Origin of the sequence: Pseudarthrobacter phenanthrenivorans Sphe3 (assembly GCF_000189535.1) — a bacterium.
Classification (GTDB): domain Bacteria; phylum Actinomycetota; class Actinomycetes; order Actinomycetales; family Micrococcaceae; genus Arthrobacter; species Arthrobacter phenanthrenivorans.
The window spans coordinates 128,578-143,684 of record NC_015145.1 but is presented as its reverse complement, the minus strand read 5'-3'; the positions used below and the strand labels follow the sequence as shown (position 1 = coordinate 143,684).

General features: G+C 65.0%; 14 protein-coding genes. 8 read left to right on the top strand and 6 right to left on the bottom strand.

Going from position 1 to position 15,107, the window contains the following annotated elements; genetic code table 11:
- Positions 1-163: 163 nt before the first annotated feature.
- The gene (gene ilvD / locus ASPHE3_RS00695) at positions 164-2,029 is read right to left on the bottom strand and encodes a dihydroxy-acid dehydratase (RefSeq protein ID WP_013599303.1); all 1,866 of its coding nucleotides are present in this window, start codon (positions 2,027-2,029) and stop codon (positions 164-166) included.
- 75 nt (positions 2,030-2,104) lie between these two features.
- Here ilvD and ASPHE3_RS00690 point away from each other — a divergent pair, with 75 nt between their 5' ends.
- Positions 2,105-2,956 (top strand): helix-turn-helix transcriptional regulator, encoded by an 852-nt coding sequence (locus ASPHE3_RS00690; RefSeq protein ID WP_013599302.1) that lies wholly within the window; start codon positions 2,105-2,107, stop codon positions 2,954-2,956.
- Between the two features lie 32 nt (positions 2,957-2,988).
- Here the strand turns inward: ASPHE3_RS00690 and ASPHE3_RS00685 are convergent, their stop codons facing one another.
- The 4 genes from ASPHE3_RS00685 to ASPHE3_RS00670 all read right to left on the bottom strand — a co-directional run bounded on the left by ASPHE3_RS00685 (position 2,989) and on the right by ASPHE3_RS00670 (position 6,635).
- Positions 2,989-3,567 (bottom strand): hemerythrin domain-containing protein, encoded by a 579-nt coding sequence (locus ASPHE3_RS00685; RefSeq protein WP_013599301.1) that lies wholly within the window; start codon positions 3,565-3,567, stop codon positions 2,989-2,991.
- A gap of 111 nt (positions 3,568-3,678) precedes the next feature.
- Positions 3,679-4,092 (bottom strand): CBU_0592 family membrane protein, encoded by a 414-nt coding sequence (locus ASPHE3_RS00680; protein WP_013599300.1) that lies wholly within the window; start codon positions 4,090-4,092, stop codon positions 3,679-3,681.
- A 286-nt stretch (positions 4,093-4,378) separates the two neighbouring features.
- Positions 4,379-5,569: a mandelate racemase/muconate lactonizing enzyme family protein gene (locus tag ASPHE3_RS00675; RefSeq protein ID WP_013599299.1), complete on the bottom strand. Its 1,191-nt coding sequence runs from the start codon at positions 5,567-5,569 to the stop codon at positions 4,379-4,381.
- 10 nt (positions 5,570-5,579) lie between these two features.
- Entirely contained in the window at positions 5,580-6,635 is a 1,056-nt protein-coding gene (locus ASPHE3_RS00670; RefSeq protein ID WP_013599298.1) for a LacI family DNA-binding transcriptional regulator, read from the bottom strand.
- 245 nt (positions 6,636-6,880) lie between these two features.
- On the opposite strand from ASPHE3_RS00670, the gene ASPHE3_RS00665 reads away from it, so the two are divergent.
- The 7 genes from ASPHE3_RS00665 to ASPHE3_RS00635 all read left to right on the top strand — a co-directional run bounded on the left by ASPHE3_RS00665 (position 6,881) and on the right by ASPHE3_RS00635 (position 14,124).
- Positions 6,881-8,209 (top strand): extracellular solute-binding protein, encoded by a 1,329-nt coding sequence (locus tag ASPHE3_RS00665; RefSeq protein WP_013599297.1) that lies wholly within the window; start codon positions 6,881-6,883, stop codon positions 8,207-8,209.
- Positions 8,206-9,141, top strand: a complete 936-nt coding sequence (locus tag ASPHE3_RS00660) for a carbohydrate ABC transporter permease (protein ID WP_013599296.1) — start codon at positions 8,206-8,208, stop codon at positions 9,139-9,141. The genes ASPHE3_RS00665 and ASPHE3_RS00660 overlap by 4 nt, the downstream gene beginning before the upstream one ends.
- Before the next feature lie 91 nt (positions 9,142-9,232).
- Entirely contained in the window at positions 9,233-10,048 is an 816-nt protein-coding gene (locus ASPHE3_RS00655; RefSeq protein ID WP_375153948.1) for a carbohydrate ABC transporter permease, read from the top strand.
- Positions 10,049-10,061: 13 nt separating this feature from the next.
- On the top strand, positions 10,062-11,252 hold the full coding sequence (locus ASPHE3_RS00650; RefSeq protein ID WP_013599294.1) for a Gfo/Idh/MocA family protein: 1,191 nt from the start codon (positions 10,062-10,064) through the stop codon (positions 11,250-11,252).
- A gap of 31 nt (positions 11,253-11,283) precedes the next feature.
- Positions 11,284-12,288, top strand: coding sequence for a sugar phosphate isomerase/epimerase family protein (locus ASPHE3_RS00645; RefSeq protein WP_013599293.1), 1,005 nt, complete (start codon positions 11,284-11,286; stop codon positions 12,286-12,288).
- 22 nt (positions 12,289-12,310) lie between these two features.
- Positions 12,311-13,012 carry a ThuA domain-containing protein gene (locus tag ASPHE3_RS00640; protein ID WP_013599292.1) on the top strand — a complete coding sequence of 234 codons (702 nt, stop codon included), beginning with the start codon at positions 12,311-12,313 and terminating at the stop codon, positions 13,010-13,012.
- Positions 12,997-14,124 carry a Gfo/Idh/MocA family protein gene (locus ASPHE3_RS00635; protein ID WP_013599291.1) on the top strand — a complete coding sequence of 376 codons (1,128 nt, stop codon included), beginning with the start codon at positions 12,997-12,999 and terminating at the stop codon, positions 14,122-14,124. The genes ASPHE3_RS00640 and ASPHE3_RS00635 overlap by 16 nt, the downstream gene beginning before the upstream one ends.
- Before the next feature lie 124 nt (positions 14,125-14,248).
- Here ASPHE3_RS00635 and ASPHE3_RS00630 read toward each other — a convergent pair whose 3' ends face one another.
- Positions 14,249-15,100 (bottom strand): fumarylacetoacetate hydrolase family protein, encoded by an 852-nt coding sequence (locus ASPHE3_RS00630; protein WP_013599290.1) that lies wholly within the window; start codon positions 15,098-15,100, stop codon positions 14,249-14,251.
- Between the last annotated feature and the right edge of the window lie 7 nt (positions 15,101-15,107).

The following is a 15,107-nucleotide window of genomic DNA, read 5'->3' as shown; positions in this document are numbered from 1 at the left end:
GACCTACGCAACACCGCAGGCATGTAACGAAAAGTCACCGAAGCAGGAATGAGCCCATCGAAGGGGCCTGGACGACCGTACCGACGTCCGCCGCCTCCGTACTGCACCATGCGGATCGCACCATCGGCCGCCAGGAAGGCGGGAAGCGGAAAGCTCTCGCGACTTAGACGAGGTTCTCCACCAGCGAGACGTCCCGGACAGCGCCCTTGTCCGCGGACAGGGCCATGGCGGCATAGGCGCGCAGGGCCGGGGATACGTGGCGGTCCCGGTCCTTTGGCCTGTAGCCGCCGTTGACCAGGAGTTTCTCACGGCGTTCGGCGAGGATCTCGTCGGACACCTGCAGGTCGAGCGAACGCTCACTGATGTTGATGCTGATGATGTCGCCGTCCTCCACCAGGGCGATGACACCGCCGGAGGCTGCCTCCGGGGAGATGTGCCCGATGGACAGGCCGGAGGTGCCGCCGGAGAAGCGGCCGTCCGTGATGAGGGCGCACTTCTTGCCCAGGCCGCGGCCCTTGAGGAACGACGTCGGGTAGAGCATTTCCTGCATGCCCGGACCGCCGCGGGGGCCTTCGTAGCGGATGACCACCACGTCGCCTTCCTTGATGGTCTTGTTCAGGATCTTTTCCACGGCCTCGTCCTGGGACTCGCACACAACGGCCGGTCCTTCGAAGGTCCAGATGGACTCGTCCACGCCGGCGGTCTTCACCACGGCGCCGTCGGGGGCAACGTTGCCGCGGAGCACGGCCAGTCCGCCGTCCTTGGAGTAGGCATGCTCCACTGAGCGGATGCAGCCTTCCGCGGCGTCGGTGTCCAGGGAGGTCCACTCGTTCGACTGGGAGAAAGCGGTGGAGGAGCGGACGCCGCCGGGAGCGGCGTGCCACAGGGCCTTCGCTTCTTCGGTGGCCTTGCCGCCGCGGACATCCCAGTCGTCCAGCCAGCCGTCCAGGTCAGCGGAGTGCACGGAGTGGACGTCCTTGTGCAGAAGCCCGCCGCGGTTCAGCTCGCCCAGCAGGGCGGGGATGCCGCCGGCGCGGTGGACGTCCTCCATGTAGTAGGTCTTGTCCTTGGCGACGTTGGGGGCCACCTTGGCAAGGCAGGGTACCAGTCGGGACTTGGCGTCCATCTCGGCCAGGCCGTAGTCCACGCCCGCCTCCTGCGCGGCGGCCAGCAGGTGCAGGATGGTGTTGGTGGAGCCGCCCATGGAGATGTCCAGGGCCATGGCGTTGTCGAAGGCCTTGGCGGTGGCGATGGAGCGGGGCAGCACGGAGTCGTCGTCGCCGTCGTAATAGCGCTTCACCAGTTCGACGACGGTGGACCCGGCCTTCTCGTACAGCGCCTTGCGCGCGGTGTGGGTGGCGAGCACGGAGCCGTTGCCCGGCAAGGACAGGCCGATCGCTTCGGTGAGGCAGTTCATGGAGTTGGCGGTGAACATGCCGGAGCAGGAACCGCAGGTGGGGCAGGCGTTCTCTTCGATGAGGTTGATGTCTTCATCGGAGATGGACTCGTCCACAGCGTCGGCAATCGCGTTCACCAGGTCCAGGGAGCGCACGGAGCCGTCGGTCAGGGTCACGCGGCCAGCCTCCATGGGGCCGCCGGAAACGAACACGGTGGGGATGTTCAGGCGCAGCGCTGCCATGAGCATGCCGGGGGTGATCTTGTCGCAGTTGGAAATGCAGACCAGTGCGTCGGCGCAGTGCGCGTTGACCATGTACTCCACGGAGTCGGCGATCAGGTCGCGGGAAGGCAGCGAGTAGAGCATGCCGGAGTGGCCCATCGCGATGCCGTCGTCCACGGCAATGGTGTTGAACTCGCGCGGCACGGCGCCCGCGGCGAGGATCGCGTCGGAGACGATGCGGCCCACGGGGGCGAGGTGGGTGTGGCCGGGGACGAACTCGGTGAAGGAGTTGGCCACGGCGATGATCGGCTTGCCGATGTCCGTGTTGGCGACGCCGGAGGCGCGCAGCAGTGCGCGGGCGCCGGCCATGTTGCGGCCGTGGGTGACAGTGCGTGAACGAAGAGGAGGCATGGTACCGATCCTGCCGTTCCCGGGCCGGTTGCGGAAGACAGTGCTGGTACTAGTAGTGGGAGTACCAGAGTACTAGTGTTGGTAGGCGTGAAAGAGGCTGGTGAGAAGCGCAGGGAACTCGGGCTTTTCCTGCGGGCGCGGCGCGATCAGGCGCTGCGGTCCGAGTACGGATTGCCGCCGGTGGCACGCCGACGGGAACGGGGGCTGCGGCGCGAGGAAGTGGCCTTCCTGTCCGGGGTCAGCGTCACCTGGTACACCTGGCTCGAACAGGGACGGGACATCCGGCCCTCGCGGGAAGTGCTCGAGGCCGTGGCCAGGACGCTGCACCTTTCGGAGACCGGGCGTTCCTATGTCCTGTCGCTCGGGGGTTATTCGGCGCCTGTGTCGGCCAGCCCTGAGGCTGCCGATGCCCCCGCGCATATCCAGCGCCTCCTCGACGCCCTGGGCGCCAACCCGGCTTTCGCGCTTGCCCCGGACTGGAGCGTGGTGGGCTGGAACCGGGCGTACGCCGCCCTGTATCCCAACATCGCCAACGTGGCCGCCCCAGAGCGGAACCTGCTGTGGCTTGTCTTTACTGACCCCTACGTGAAGGAGCTGCTCCCCGACTGGGACGTCACCAGCAGGAGGTTCCTGGCCGAGTTCCGGGCAGAAGCCGGGCAGCGGCTGGGCGATCCGGACGTGGCCTACCAGGTGGAGCGGCTGAAGGGGACGAGCGCAGAGTTCAAGGAGGGCTGGGAGCGGTACGACATCCTGGGCTTCGAATCCCGGGAGCGGCTGTTCCGCCACCCCTCGGTGGGCGTCCTAAGGCTGGAGCACCACCAGGTGTCACCCTCCGACCGCCCCGATCTCCACATCGTGATCTACACGCCCGCTCCGGACAGCGACGCCGCGGAGCAGATCCAGCAGCTTTTGGCAGTGGGCAGCTAGTCAGCTGGTCCAGGTGCGGCCTCTCCGCTGCCCTACGACCCCGTGTGCCTGCCGGTCAGTTTGTCCAGGAGCCGGTCCACCATGCCTACACCCGGTCCCACAGTCTTATGGAACAGCTCGGAATGCGGTGCGCTGGGGTGCGGCCGTGTCGGTGCCAGCTTTTTCGCTTTCTCCACCTTCCCGCCGATCTCCACCAGCTTCTCGCGCGGAATGTGAAGGCGGAGCTTCGGGAACTGTTCGGTTTCCTCGTCGCTGGCGTGATGTGTCAGTTGCCCCTCGAGTTCATGGACAAGTTCCATGAACTCTTGGTCGGAGGAGTCAGCCTTTTCCAGCCGCTTCATCAGCTTGACGATCTCGTCGTGTTCCTTCTTGTCGTGTTCCACTTCCTCTTTGCCGTTGGGCACATGGTCCTCGACGGCGGGATAGACGTACATTTCCTCGGCCACGGCATGGCGCATGACCTCGGCGATCAGGGTGTCCGCAAGGTCCCTGCGCTGGTCTCCGTTGGGCGCGCCCTTGATCTGGCCGATCAGCGCGATCATGTCCTGGTGGTCGCTGGTCAGGATGTCCACGACGTCCACGTTCGTTCCGGCGGAATTGGTATCACTCATGAGCTTGCCCTCCTCCTGGATCGCTTCCTGTAAGCGACGTAGGACGGTCAAAGTACCATGCAGTCTCAATGGCGATCCATAGGTGGAACGCGCAGTCAGGCGGGGCGCAGGTCAGCAGGGCACGCCGGCCGGCCTGACCGCCGTCGTGCATTCCGTGGCGGGGCGGAGACCTGCCGCTTCGCCGTGCACGGTCCCGGTGAGGACCTCAACAACAGCGAGCTGGCCGGTAGTGTCCGGGACGCCGGGGAACTGAACCTGCGGTTCCTCAGCTGGCGCCACCGGCTGGGGCGCGGTGGACCGCATGCGGACCAGCGCGACGGCGGAAATGAGGAACCAGGCAACGTTCGTTACCACGGACGGCCAGGCGCCGTGGACGGTGCCGTTGATGATGAAGGCAACGGCACCGAAGAGATTAGCGGTCTGGAAGCCCTTGCCTGCCTTCAGCCAGCCCATGGAAACCGACAGGTATGCACTGAGGATCGCAACAGCGCCGGCCCAACCGGCGATTTCCCACAGCAGTTCCATGGTGTCCTTTCAGGGGTGCCGGCGGCGTGGGCCGGGCAGGAGTGTAGGAGGTTTTGTTGGGGTTGTTTTTCCTGATTTTCAGGGCCGGAACGGCTGGCTGGATCAGGCTTTGCCGGACAAACCGTTTACTCGAGCCCGAGTGGGCGAGGACCTCGTTTGTTGGCCGGCGCGATAATCATACGTCGCCGGACAGCCCCTTTTTCCCCGTTTATTGGGCTACGCGCCCCATGTGGCCAAGCTAACAACGGCAGCGCATCACCGGGCGCCGCTCAATGGCAGTTCTCCCTCAGGTTCGGACCTCGGTGCGCGCGAGGTTGAAGTAGGAGCGGGCGTCCGGGGGCCTTATGTCGGCGACCGCGTCACGGAAGATTCGCATGGGATGCGGTGTGTACGGGTGTTCGGCTATCGCGTCGAAGTCGAGTTCGACGCCCAGGCCTACCCCGTCGGGGATGAGGATGTCCCCCTCTTCGGTCAGTTGGAGGCGCTCGTTGGAGATCTCGCTCCGCCAGGGAACATCGGAGGCCATGATTTCCAGGTACCGGAAGTTGGGCAGCATGGCGCCCAGCTGCAGGGTGGCCGCGGTGCTCAGCGGTCCGCTGGGGTTGTGCGGGGCGAAGGGAATGTAGTGGGCTGCTGCGAGCGTGGAGATGAATGACAGTTCCAGCAGGCCGCCGGCGTGGGTGACGTCGGGCTGGATGTAGTCCACGGCCTTCCGGGCAAGGGCGGGGACGAAGGTGTTCCGCCCGAACCAGCGCTCCCCCGCCGCGATCGGCACCGGGGATTTGGACCGGATTTCGATGAGCGAGTCGAGGCCGTCCGGCGGGCAGGGTTCCTCGAAGAACACCGGCTGGAACTGCTCGATCTCACGCGCTACCCGGATGGCTGTGGGCACGTCGAACCGGCCGTGTCCTTCAATGAACAGCTCAACATCATCGCCCACGGCCTCCCGCACAGCGGCCACTGGCTCGAGCATGCGCCGCAGATCCCGCGGTTCCAAGACCAGGTCCGCGGCCTCGAACGGATCCCACTTGAGGCCGCGGAAGCCCTGGGCGACAGTCTGGACGGCGGCTTCGGCGAAGTCCTCTGGGGTTTTGGCTCCGGAGAACCAGCCGTTGGCGTAGGCGCGGACCCGGTCCCGGACCTGGCCGCCCAGCATGCGGTGGATGGGCACGCCCAGTGCACGGGCCGATACATCCCACATTGCCATTTCGAGGGCGCTGAGGGCCGTCATTGACACCGGTCCGCCGCGCCAGTACGCGTCGCGGTTGAGTTCGTAGATGGTCTGGCTGATCTTTGTTGGGTCCTTGCCCCGGACCGCGTCCGCAAGGACAGCGACGGCGCCGCGGACAGCATGCTCCTGCCCCTCCAGGGTTGCTTCAGCCACGCCGGTGAGGCCGGAATCCGTGTGCAGACGGACGAAGATCAGGTTGGTCCGGTAAAAGTCGACGACGACAGTGTCGAGGTTGGTGATTTTCATGTGTGGGAGGTCATCCTTTGAGGGCGCCGGCGGGAGGGACCGTGGAGTCCCGGACGATCAGGTGGGTGGCGAGCTCCACGCGGTGCGAGTCGGGGAACTCCCCGCGGGCCTGGCGCAGCACTGACCGCAGCGCAGCGCGCCCCATCTCTTCCAGCGGCTGGGCTACGGAGCTGAGCGAGGGGACCGACTCGGCGCCCTGCTTGGTTCCGTCGAAGCCGATGAGGCTGACGTCTTCGGGGATGCGGACACCATGGCGTCCTGCTTCACTGAGGACACCCAGGGCGATCGCGTCACTTCCGGCAAAGATAGCCGTGGGGAGCTGGTCGAGCTTAAGCAGTTCCTGGAACCCGGCGACACCGCTCTCCCGCCGGAACTTGCCGCCCGAAACGATGTACCGGGGGTCCACCGTGATGCCGCGGGCCATCAGGGCCGCCATGTAGCCGTGCAGCCGTGCCTGGTTGCACTCCGCGTTCTCGATCCCGCCAATGTAGGCGATGCGGCGGTGGCCCAAGTCGAGCAGGTGTTCGGTGGCGGCTTTGCCGCCGGCCCAGTTCGTGGCCCCAACGCTGACAACATCGGCCGACGGCGGGTTGAGCGGATCGATGACGACGACGGGGATCTTGCGGCGCCGGAAGGCCTGGAGTTGTGCCTCGCTGAACGCGGAGGTCACCACAATCATGCCGGTCCTCCCCTCGTCCAGCATGCGCTGGGCACGCCGCTCGGGGCTGGGCAGGCTCGAGTTTCCACGGCCGGTGACGCTGACCAGGATTTCCACATCGGCGGCCGCAGCGAACTGCAGGATTCCGTTGAGGACCTCAATCATGTAGGCCGAGTCCAGCACGTCGATCACCACTTCAACAACAGTCCCGGCCTCCACCGTGGTCCGCCGCAGCTGGGGCGACTGGTAGCCGACCTGCTCCAGTGCGGCGAGGATCCGGGCGCGGGTCTCCGGGGCTACATCCTCCCGGCCGTTCACCACTTTGGACACTGTGGGCGCCGAGACGCCGGCCTGCCGCGCCACAGAGGCGAGCGTCGGCTTAGTCCGCGGGGACGTTTTGGTTGTCATGGCGATCGCAATCTTTCGAATGTTTCGGAAATCTCATTCTGTCGATGCATTGTTCAGCCGTCAAGGGATGCCCGGAACGTCGAAACCGTTGAGAAAAATTGTGCCAACTTCCTCTTGACCGCAACGGATTAAGGGGCTTTAGTTTAGTAAGTGACCTAAACCACGGATTCGAAACATTTCGAAAAGGTGGAACGGAGCCAGCGCTCCGGTACTTGCAAAGAAGCAAATTTCCAGATGGAGAAGCAATGAAGCAGCCCCAGACCTCCCGCCGCTCTTTCCTCGCCCTTGCCGCCCTCACGCCCTTCGCCGTCGCGGCGACCAGCGCGTGCGGGACCTCCGGACCGGGCACTGCCAGTGGCGGCGGGGGCGCCAGCATGTGGTACCTCTCCGGCGAGCCGAACGAAACCACCATGAAGAAAGCCGTGGAGGCCTTCAACTCGGCAAACCCGGATAACAAGATCGAGGTGACGTACTTCCAGAACGATGCGTACAAAACCAAGATCAAGACCGCCATCGGCGCCGGCCAGGCCCCCACGATCATCTACGGCTGGGGCGGCGGCACGCTGAAGACCTATGCGGAAGCAAACCAGGTGGAGGACCTCACCGCCTGGTTCGAGGAGAACAAGGACCTGAAGGAAAAGTTCTTCCCTTCCTCCTTCGGCGCAGCCACCGTGAACGGCAAGATCTACGCCCTGCCCAACCAGTACGTAGCCCCGATCGTCCTGTTTTACAACAAGGAACTGTTCGAGAAAGCCGGCGCACAGCCGCCTAAGACCTGGGATGACGTCATGTCGCTGGTCAAGACCTTCAACGACATGGGAGTGGCCCCCTTCTCGCTCGGCGGGCAGTCACGCTGGACCTCCATGATGTGGCTTGAATACCTGCTGGACCGCATCGGCGGCCACGAGGTCTTCAACGCAATCTTCGAGGGCAAGCCTAATTCCTGGCTGGACCCGGCCGTGATTGAGACCGGCACCAAGATCCAGGAACTCGTCTCCGCCGAAGGTTTCATCAAGGGCTTCTCCTCGATCACCGCCGACTCCAACGCGGACCAGGCCCTTCTGTTCACAGGCAAGGCCGCCATGATGCTGCACGGCACCTGGACCTACGGCGGCATGAAGAAAAACGGCCAGAACTTCGTCCAGAACGGGAAACTGGGCTTCGTCCAGTTCCCCACGGTTCCCGGTGGAAAGGGCAACCCCAAGAACGGCGTCGGAAACCCGGCCCAGTACATGTCCATCTCCACCAAGGCCACGGAGCAGGAAAAGGAGTCCGCGAAGAAGTTCTTCAAGGACGGCATCCTAACCGAAACAGTCATCGACACCTACATCAACTCCGGATCCGTACCCATCGTCAATGGCATCGAGAACAAGCTGGACAAGTCCGAGGACAAGGAGTTCCTGAACTTCGTCTACGACCTGGCCAAGAACGCCCCGAACTTCCAGCAGTCGTGGGACCAGGCCCTGAGCCCCACCGCAGCCGAGGCCCTGCTGAACAACATCGACCAGCTGTTCCTGAAGTCGATTACGCCGCAGCAGTTCGCCGAGAACATGAATGCCACCCTCGGAAAATGAGTAACACCGTCTCCACCGCGCCTCGGACTGCCGCCACCAGGGGCGAGTCCGAACAGACCGGAAAGCGCAAGGCTGCACTTGCGTGGCTGACCGTGCCGGCGCTGTTCTTCTTCCTGGTCTTCGCCGTAGTGCCGCTGGCCGGCGTCTTCATGCTCAGCTTCGCCAGCTGGGACGGCATCGGTGCCATCGGTGTGGCGGGCATGGCCAACTGGTTCTCCGTCCTCGCCGACCCCGGCCTGTACAACGCCCTGGGGCTGACCTTCCTGATTATGATCGCCTCCTGGCTGGTCCAGACACCGATCAGCCTCCTCCTGGGGGTCTTCACGGCAGGAAGCCAGCGTTACCGCGCAGCCCTGGCAGTACTGTACTTCCTGCCCCTGCTGCTCTCCTCAGCGGCGGTGGCCATTGCGTTCAAGGCCCTGCTGGATCCGAACTTCGGCCTCGCCACGGGTCTTGGCCTGCCGTTCCTTGCGCAGGACTGGCTTGGTGTACCGCACCTGGCCCTGGGACTGGTCATCTTCGTGATCGCCTGGCAGTTCGTACCGTTCCATACGCTCATCTACCAGGGCGGCGTGCGGCAGATTCCCAAGTCCCTCTACGAAGCGGCCGAGATCGACGGGGCGGGCACCATTAAGCAGTTCTTCCACATCACGCTCCCCCAGTTGAAGTACACCATCATCACCTCATCCACTTTGATGGTGGTGGGATCGCTGACGTACTTCGACCTGATCTTCGTCCTCACCGGCGGCGGCCCGGGCAACTCCACCAGGATCCTTGCCCTCGACATGTACCTGCGGGGCTTCCGGGCCAACCTGATGGGCCCCGCCAGCGTCATCGCCGTCATCCTCGTCATCATCGGCCTTGCCCTTGCCTTGCTCCTCCAGCGCCTCGGCGGCAAGGACAAGCAGGGCAGCCAATTGGAAGGTCTGTAGCGTGAGCACCGTCTTGAACACCAGCACGGAGGAAAGCAGGGCCAGCTCCGCTGCCTCCTCAGCGGCCCGCGGACGCGGCCTGGGCTCCCGGCTGCGCCGGCTCAACATCCCCGCAGGGCTGGGCGGCTGGCTCTGGCTCGCCATCATCATCATTCCCGTGTACTACGTGGTGATCACCAGCCTGAAGACCCAGGAAGGCTACTTCGGCCAGAACCCCCTGGCACTCCCCACCTCACCCACGCTGGAAAACTACCAGCTGGTGCTTGAGGCGGATTTCGCCAGGTACTTCATGAACAGTGCCATCGTGACAATCGGTGCCGTGGCACCCGCCGTGCTGATTTCCTTCATGGCGTCCTTCGCCATCGTCCGGGGCAGCGGCAGGTTCCTCAAACTGGTCAACGGCCTGTTCCTGATGGGACTGGCGATTCCCCTGCAGGCAACGATCATCCCGATCTACCTGATGATCATCCGGCTCAACCTGTACGACAGCCTGCTGGCTCTGATCCTGCCGTCCATCGCCTTTGCCATCCCGCTGACAGTGCTGATCCTGTCCAACTTCATCCGCGACGTTCCGAACGAACTGTTCGAATCGATGCGGCTGGACGGCTGCAGCGAATGGCAGATCATGTGGCGGCTGGCCCTTCCGCTGACCCGCCCGGCCATCGTGACGGTAGCCATCTACAACGGCCTGCACGTCTGGAACGGATTCCTGCTTCCGCTGGTCCTCACCCAGAGCCCGGAACTGCGCGTGCTGCCCCTTGCCCTGTGGAGCTTCCAAGGTGAATACAGCGTCAATATCCCGGCCGTGCTCGCCTCCGTGATGCTGAGCACGCTGCCCATCCTGGTGCTCTACGTCGTCGGCCGCCGCCAGCTGCTCAGCGGCCTGACCGCCGGCTTCAGCAAATAGAAAGGACATTCATATGACCACCGCAAAGCCCCTGCGGGTCGGCATGGTGGGCTACGCCTTCATGGGTGCAGCCCACTCCCACGCCTGGCGCACTGCGCCCCGGTTCTTCGACCTGCCGCTGCAACCGGCGCTGACCGCCGTCGCCGGCAGGAACGCCGAGGGCGTGCGCGCGGCAGCGGACAAGTTTGGCTGGGAATCGGTTGAAACGGACTGGCGCCGGCTGATCGAGCGGGACGACATCGACCTGATCGATATCTGTACCCCCGGCGACACCCATGCCGAGATTGCCATCGCGGCGCTTGAGGCGGGCAAGCACGTGCTGTGCGAGAAGCCACTGGCCAACTCCGTGGAGGAAGCCGAACGGATGACCCTCGCCGCGGAGACCGCCGCCAAGCAGGGCGTCATGTCGATGTGCGGCTTCAGCTACCGCCGCACCCCGGCGCTGGCCCTGGCCAAGCGGTTCGTGGAACAGGGCAGGCTCGGCGAGATCCGCCACGTCCGGGCCCAGTACCTGCAGGACTGGCTTTCGGACGCAAACGCCCCCATGACCTGGCGGCTGGACAAGAGCAAGTCAGGCTCCGGTTCGCTGGGTGACATCGGAGCCCACAGCATCGATGCGGCCCAGTGGGTCACCGGCCAGAACATCACCGGAGTGTCGGCACTGCTCGAAACCTTCGTCCCTGAACGCCCCCTGGCCGGTGACCTCGTAGGCCTGGGCGGGCACGGCGACCTCAGCAGCGATGCGCCCCGGGGGAAGGTCACCGTCGATGACGCAGCCATCTTCAGCGCAAAGTTCGACGGCGCTGCTTCCGCGGGTGCCATCGGCGTCTTTGAGGCCACGCGGTACGCGCTGGGCAGGAAGAACGCCATGCGGCTGGAAGTGAACGGCACCAAGGGCTCCCTGGCCTTTGACTTCGAGGACATGAACGTCCTGAACTTCTACGACGCCGCCGAATCCCCCAACGCCGGCTTCCGCCGGATCTTCGTGACGGAACCGGAGCACCCCTATGTGGGGAACTGGTGGCCCACCGGGCACGGGCTCGGGTACGAGCATGGCTTCACCCACCAGGTTGTGGACCTCGTCACGGCCATCGGAGAAGGCCGCCAGCCGGAACCGTCCTTTGCGGACGCCCTGCAGGTGCAGCGGGTCCTCGCGGCCGTGGAATCCAGCGCCGCCAACTCCAGCCAGTGGCAAAAAGTCTGAGCACGCTTCCGCACGCAACGAAGGAAACCTGATGACACGACCAATCACGCTTTTCACCGGCCAGTGGGCCGACCTGCCGTTTGAGGAGGTGGCCCGGCTCGCCGGTGAGTGGGGCTTCGACGGGCTTGAGATCGCCTGCTGGGGCGACCACCTGGACCCGCGCCGCGCGGCTGAGGACGACAACTACCTCCAGGGCCGGCTGGACATCCTCGAGAAGAACAACCTGCAGGTCTTCGCCATCGCCAACCACCTCACCGGCCAGGCCGTGTGCGACGACCCCATCGATGAGCGGCACCAGGGCATCCTGTCCGCAGAAATCTGGGGCGACGGCGATCCTGAAGGAGTCCGCCGCCGGGCAGCAGAGTCCATGAAGGACACCGCCCGGGCCGCCGCCCGCCTGGGCGTCAAAACGGTGACAGGGTTCACCGGCTCGTCCATCTGGAAAGCCGTCGCCATGTTCCCGCCCGCCTCCCAGGCCATGATCGACGCCGGCTACCAGGACTTCGCGGACCGCTGGAACCCGATCCTGGACGTGTTCGAGGAGGAGGGTGTCCGCTTCGCACTGGAGGTCCACCCGTCCGAAATCGCCTACGACTACTGGACCGCCAAACGCACCCTGGAGGCGATCGGGCACCGCAAGAGCTTCGGGCTCAACTTCGACCCCTCCCACTTCATCTGGCAGGACCTGGACCCGGTGATGTTCCTGCAGGACTTCGCAGAGCACATCCTCCACGTCCACGTGAAGGAATCCATCCGCCAGCTCGACGGCCGCAACGGGCGCCTGGGCTCCCACCTTGCGTGGGCGGATCCGCGCCGCGGCTGGGACTTTGTGACCGCCGGGCACGGGAATGTGCAGTGGAACCGGATCTTCCGGACCCTGAACGCCATCGGCTACGACGGCCCCACCAGCATCGAATGGGAGGACGCCGGAATGGACCGCCTCATCGGTGCACCGCAAGCCCTGGCCATGGTCCAGGAACTTGCCCGGATCGCCCCGCCGGCAGCCGCCTTCGACGCCGCCTTCGCCACCCGCTGAACAGATTACTGAAGAGGAAACAATGACAAGCCAGAACAAATCAGCACTGGTGGTGCGCGGCGGCTGGGACGGACACCAGCCGGTCGAAGCCACTGAAGAGTTCATCCCCTACCTCAAGGAGCAGGGCTACGAGGTCAGGGTGGAGGAATCCCCCAAGATCTATGCCGACGCCGACTACATGGCCGGGGTGGACCTGATCATGCAGTGCATGACCATGTCCACCATCGAAAAGGACGAGTTCGCCGGACTGCGCGCAGCCGTGGAAAACGGCACCGGCCTGGCCGGCTGGCACGGCGGCATTGCCGACTCCTACCGGAACACCTCCGACTACCTGCACCTGATCGGCGGGCAGTTTGCCTGCCACCCGGGAAAGCACCCGGACGAGTGCACAGGCGAGCAGTCGGACAACTACGTGCCCTACACGGTGAACATGCTGCCCGCAGCGGCCGAGCACCCCATCACCAAGGGCATCACGGACTTTGACCTGGTGACCGAGCAGTACTGGGTCCTCTCCGACGACTACATCGACGTCCTGGCCACCACCACCCAGAAGGTCCGCGAGTGGGACCCCTGGAACCGTGAGGTCACCTCCCCCGCCATCTGGACCCGCCAGTGGGGCAAGGGCCGCATCTTCGTGGCCACCCCTGGCCACCGGGTCGAAATCCTCCAGGACCAGAACGTCCGCACCATCATTGAAAGGGGCCTGCTGTGGGCAAGCCGTTGAAAGTAGGAATCGTTGGCTGCGGCGCCATCATCGCGCAGTACCTCGCCAACTTCCGGAAGCTCAATGACATCGACCTCGTGGCGGTGGCGGACCTAGATCCGGCACGGGCACAGGCGGTGGCGGAGCAGTATGAGGGCGTCCGGGCCGTGTCCGTGGACGACCTCCTGGCCGCGGACGACGTCGAACTGGTCCTGAACCTGACCATCCCGGCGGCGCACGCCGAGGTGGCGCTTAAGGCGATCGCGGCGGGCAAGAGCGTGTACGGCGAGAAGCCCCTCGCTGCAACGACTGAGGAGGCGCGGCAGGTGCTGGACGCAGCGCGGGAGGCGGGCGTCGTCGTCGGCTGCGCTCCTGATACGGTGCTTGGCACCGGCATCCAGACGGCACGCAAGGCGATCGATGACGGCCTCATCGGCGCACCGATCTCCGCGAGCGCCACCATGGTGACCCCCGGCCACGAGCGCTGGCACCCAAACCCGGACTTTTACTACCAGCCGGGCGGCGGCCCCCTCCTGGACATGGGCCCCTACTACGTGACCGCCCTGGTGACCCTGCTGGGTCCGGTGGTCTCGGTGGTGGGCGCCGCGAGCCACACCCGCAACGAGCGGACCATCGGCTCCGGGCCGCGGCAAGGCGAAAAGATCCCCGTCACCATCGATTCCCACGTCACCGGTGTCCTGACCCATGCCTCCGGTGCGCTGTCCACCCTGTTCATGAGCTTCGACGCCGTGAAGTCCAAGTCGCCGAACATCGAGATCCACGGCGAGCGCGGATCACTGGTGGTTCCGGACCCCAACTACTTTGACGGCGATGTCCAGCTGTTTTCCCTTGGGGCAGAGGATTGGGAAACGCTCCCCGTGTCCGCCGGCTACGTGGACTCCGGCCGTGGCTTCGGGATCGCGGACCTCGCCGCAACCCCGGCCGGCAGCGAGCCCCGCGCCGGCGGTGCGATGGCCTATCACGCGCTGGAGGTCATGGAATCCGTGCTCGAATCAGCACACGCCGGTTCGGCCGTCCGCATCACCAGCACGGTGGAGCGGCCGCAACGCGTGGAGCTGACTGTCCTCACGGAGAACGTGGACGCGCTCCAGGCGCAGGAAGCCGCTTCCTAGGCCCAGGTCTTCCCAGCCGACAAACTCTCTCATGACATGACCGTTCCCCGGGCAGCTTGCCCGGGGAACGGTCATGTTATTTAACAAATTCCACGCGGCACCGCTGATATTCAGCGGACACGCGCTAGAAGGCAACCACCCGCTGCTGCTGCTCGCCCAAGCCCTCAACGCCGATCGTCATCACGTCCCCCTGCGCGAGGTACGGAAACCGGCCTGAGAGGGCAACTCCCTGCGGCGTGCCGGTATTCACCACGTCTCCAGGATCCAGCGCCATGTACTGGGACAGGTCCCGGATAATCTCGCCGATGCTGAAGACCATGTCCGCCGTCGTCGAGTCCTGCCGGTCCTCCCCGTTGACCTTCGAATACAGGCGGAGCGCCTGCGGGTCGGCGACGTCGTCTGCCGGTATCAGCGCGGGCCCCAGCGGGTTAAAGGTCGGCGCGCACTTGCCCTTCGACCACTGACCGCCTGAATGGACAATCTGGTAGTCCCGCTCGGAGACGTCGTTGCTGATCGTGAACCCGGCAATGCATTCCAGGGCCTCCTCGGTGCTGGACAGATACGATGCGCGCTTGCCGATGACGACGGCGAGCTCCACCTCCCAGTCCACCTTCTGCGCTCCTGGCGGTATGACGACGTCGTCGTTGGGGCCAACTACAGTGTTGGGGTGCTTGAAGAAGATGATCGGCGCCTTCGGTGGCTGGTCTCCGGTCTCGGCAGCGTGCGCCGCGTAGTTCTGGCCCACGCATACGACGGCGCCGATGCCAGTCACCGGCGGACCCACCCGCAGGGATTCGGTCCCGGCAAGTGCCGGCAGCTCCCCTGCGGTCAGCGCCTCGCGGACACGGCTGATACCGTCCGCACCCAGGAATGCCCCAGTGATGTCGGCAGTCACGCCGCGCAGGTCGTAGGTGATGCCGTCCTGGCGCGCCGCGGGGATCTCTTGTCCGGGCTCGCCCAATCGCATCAGTTCCATCTGGACT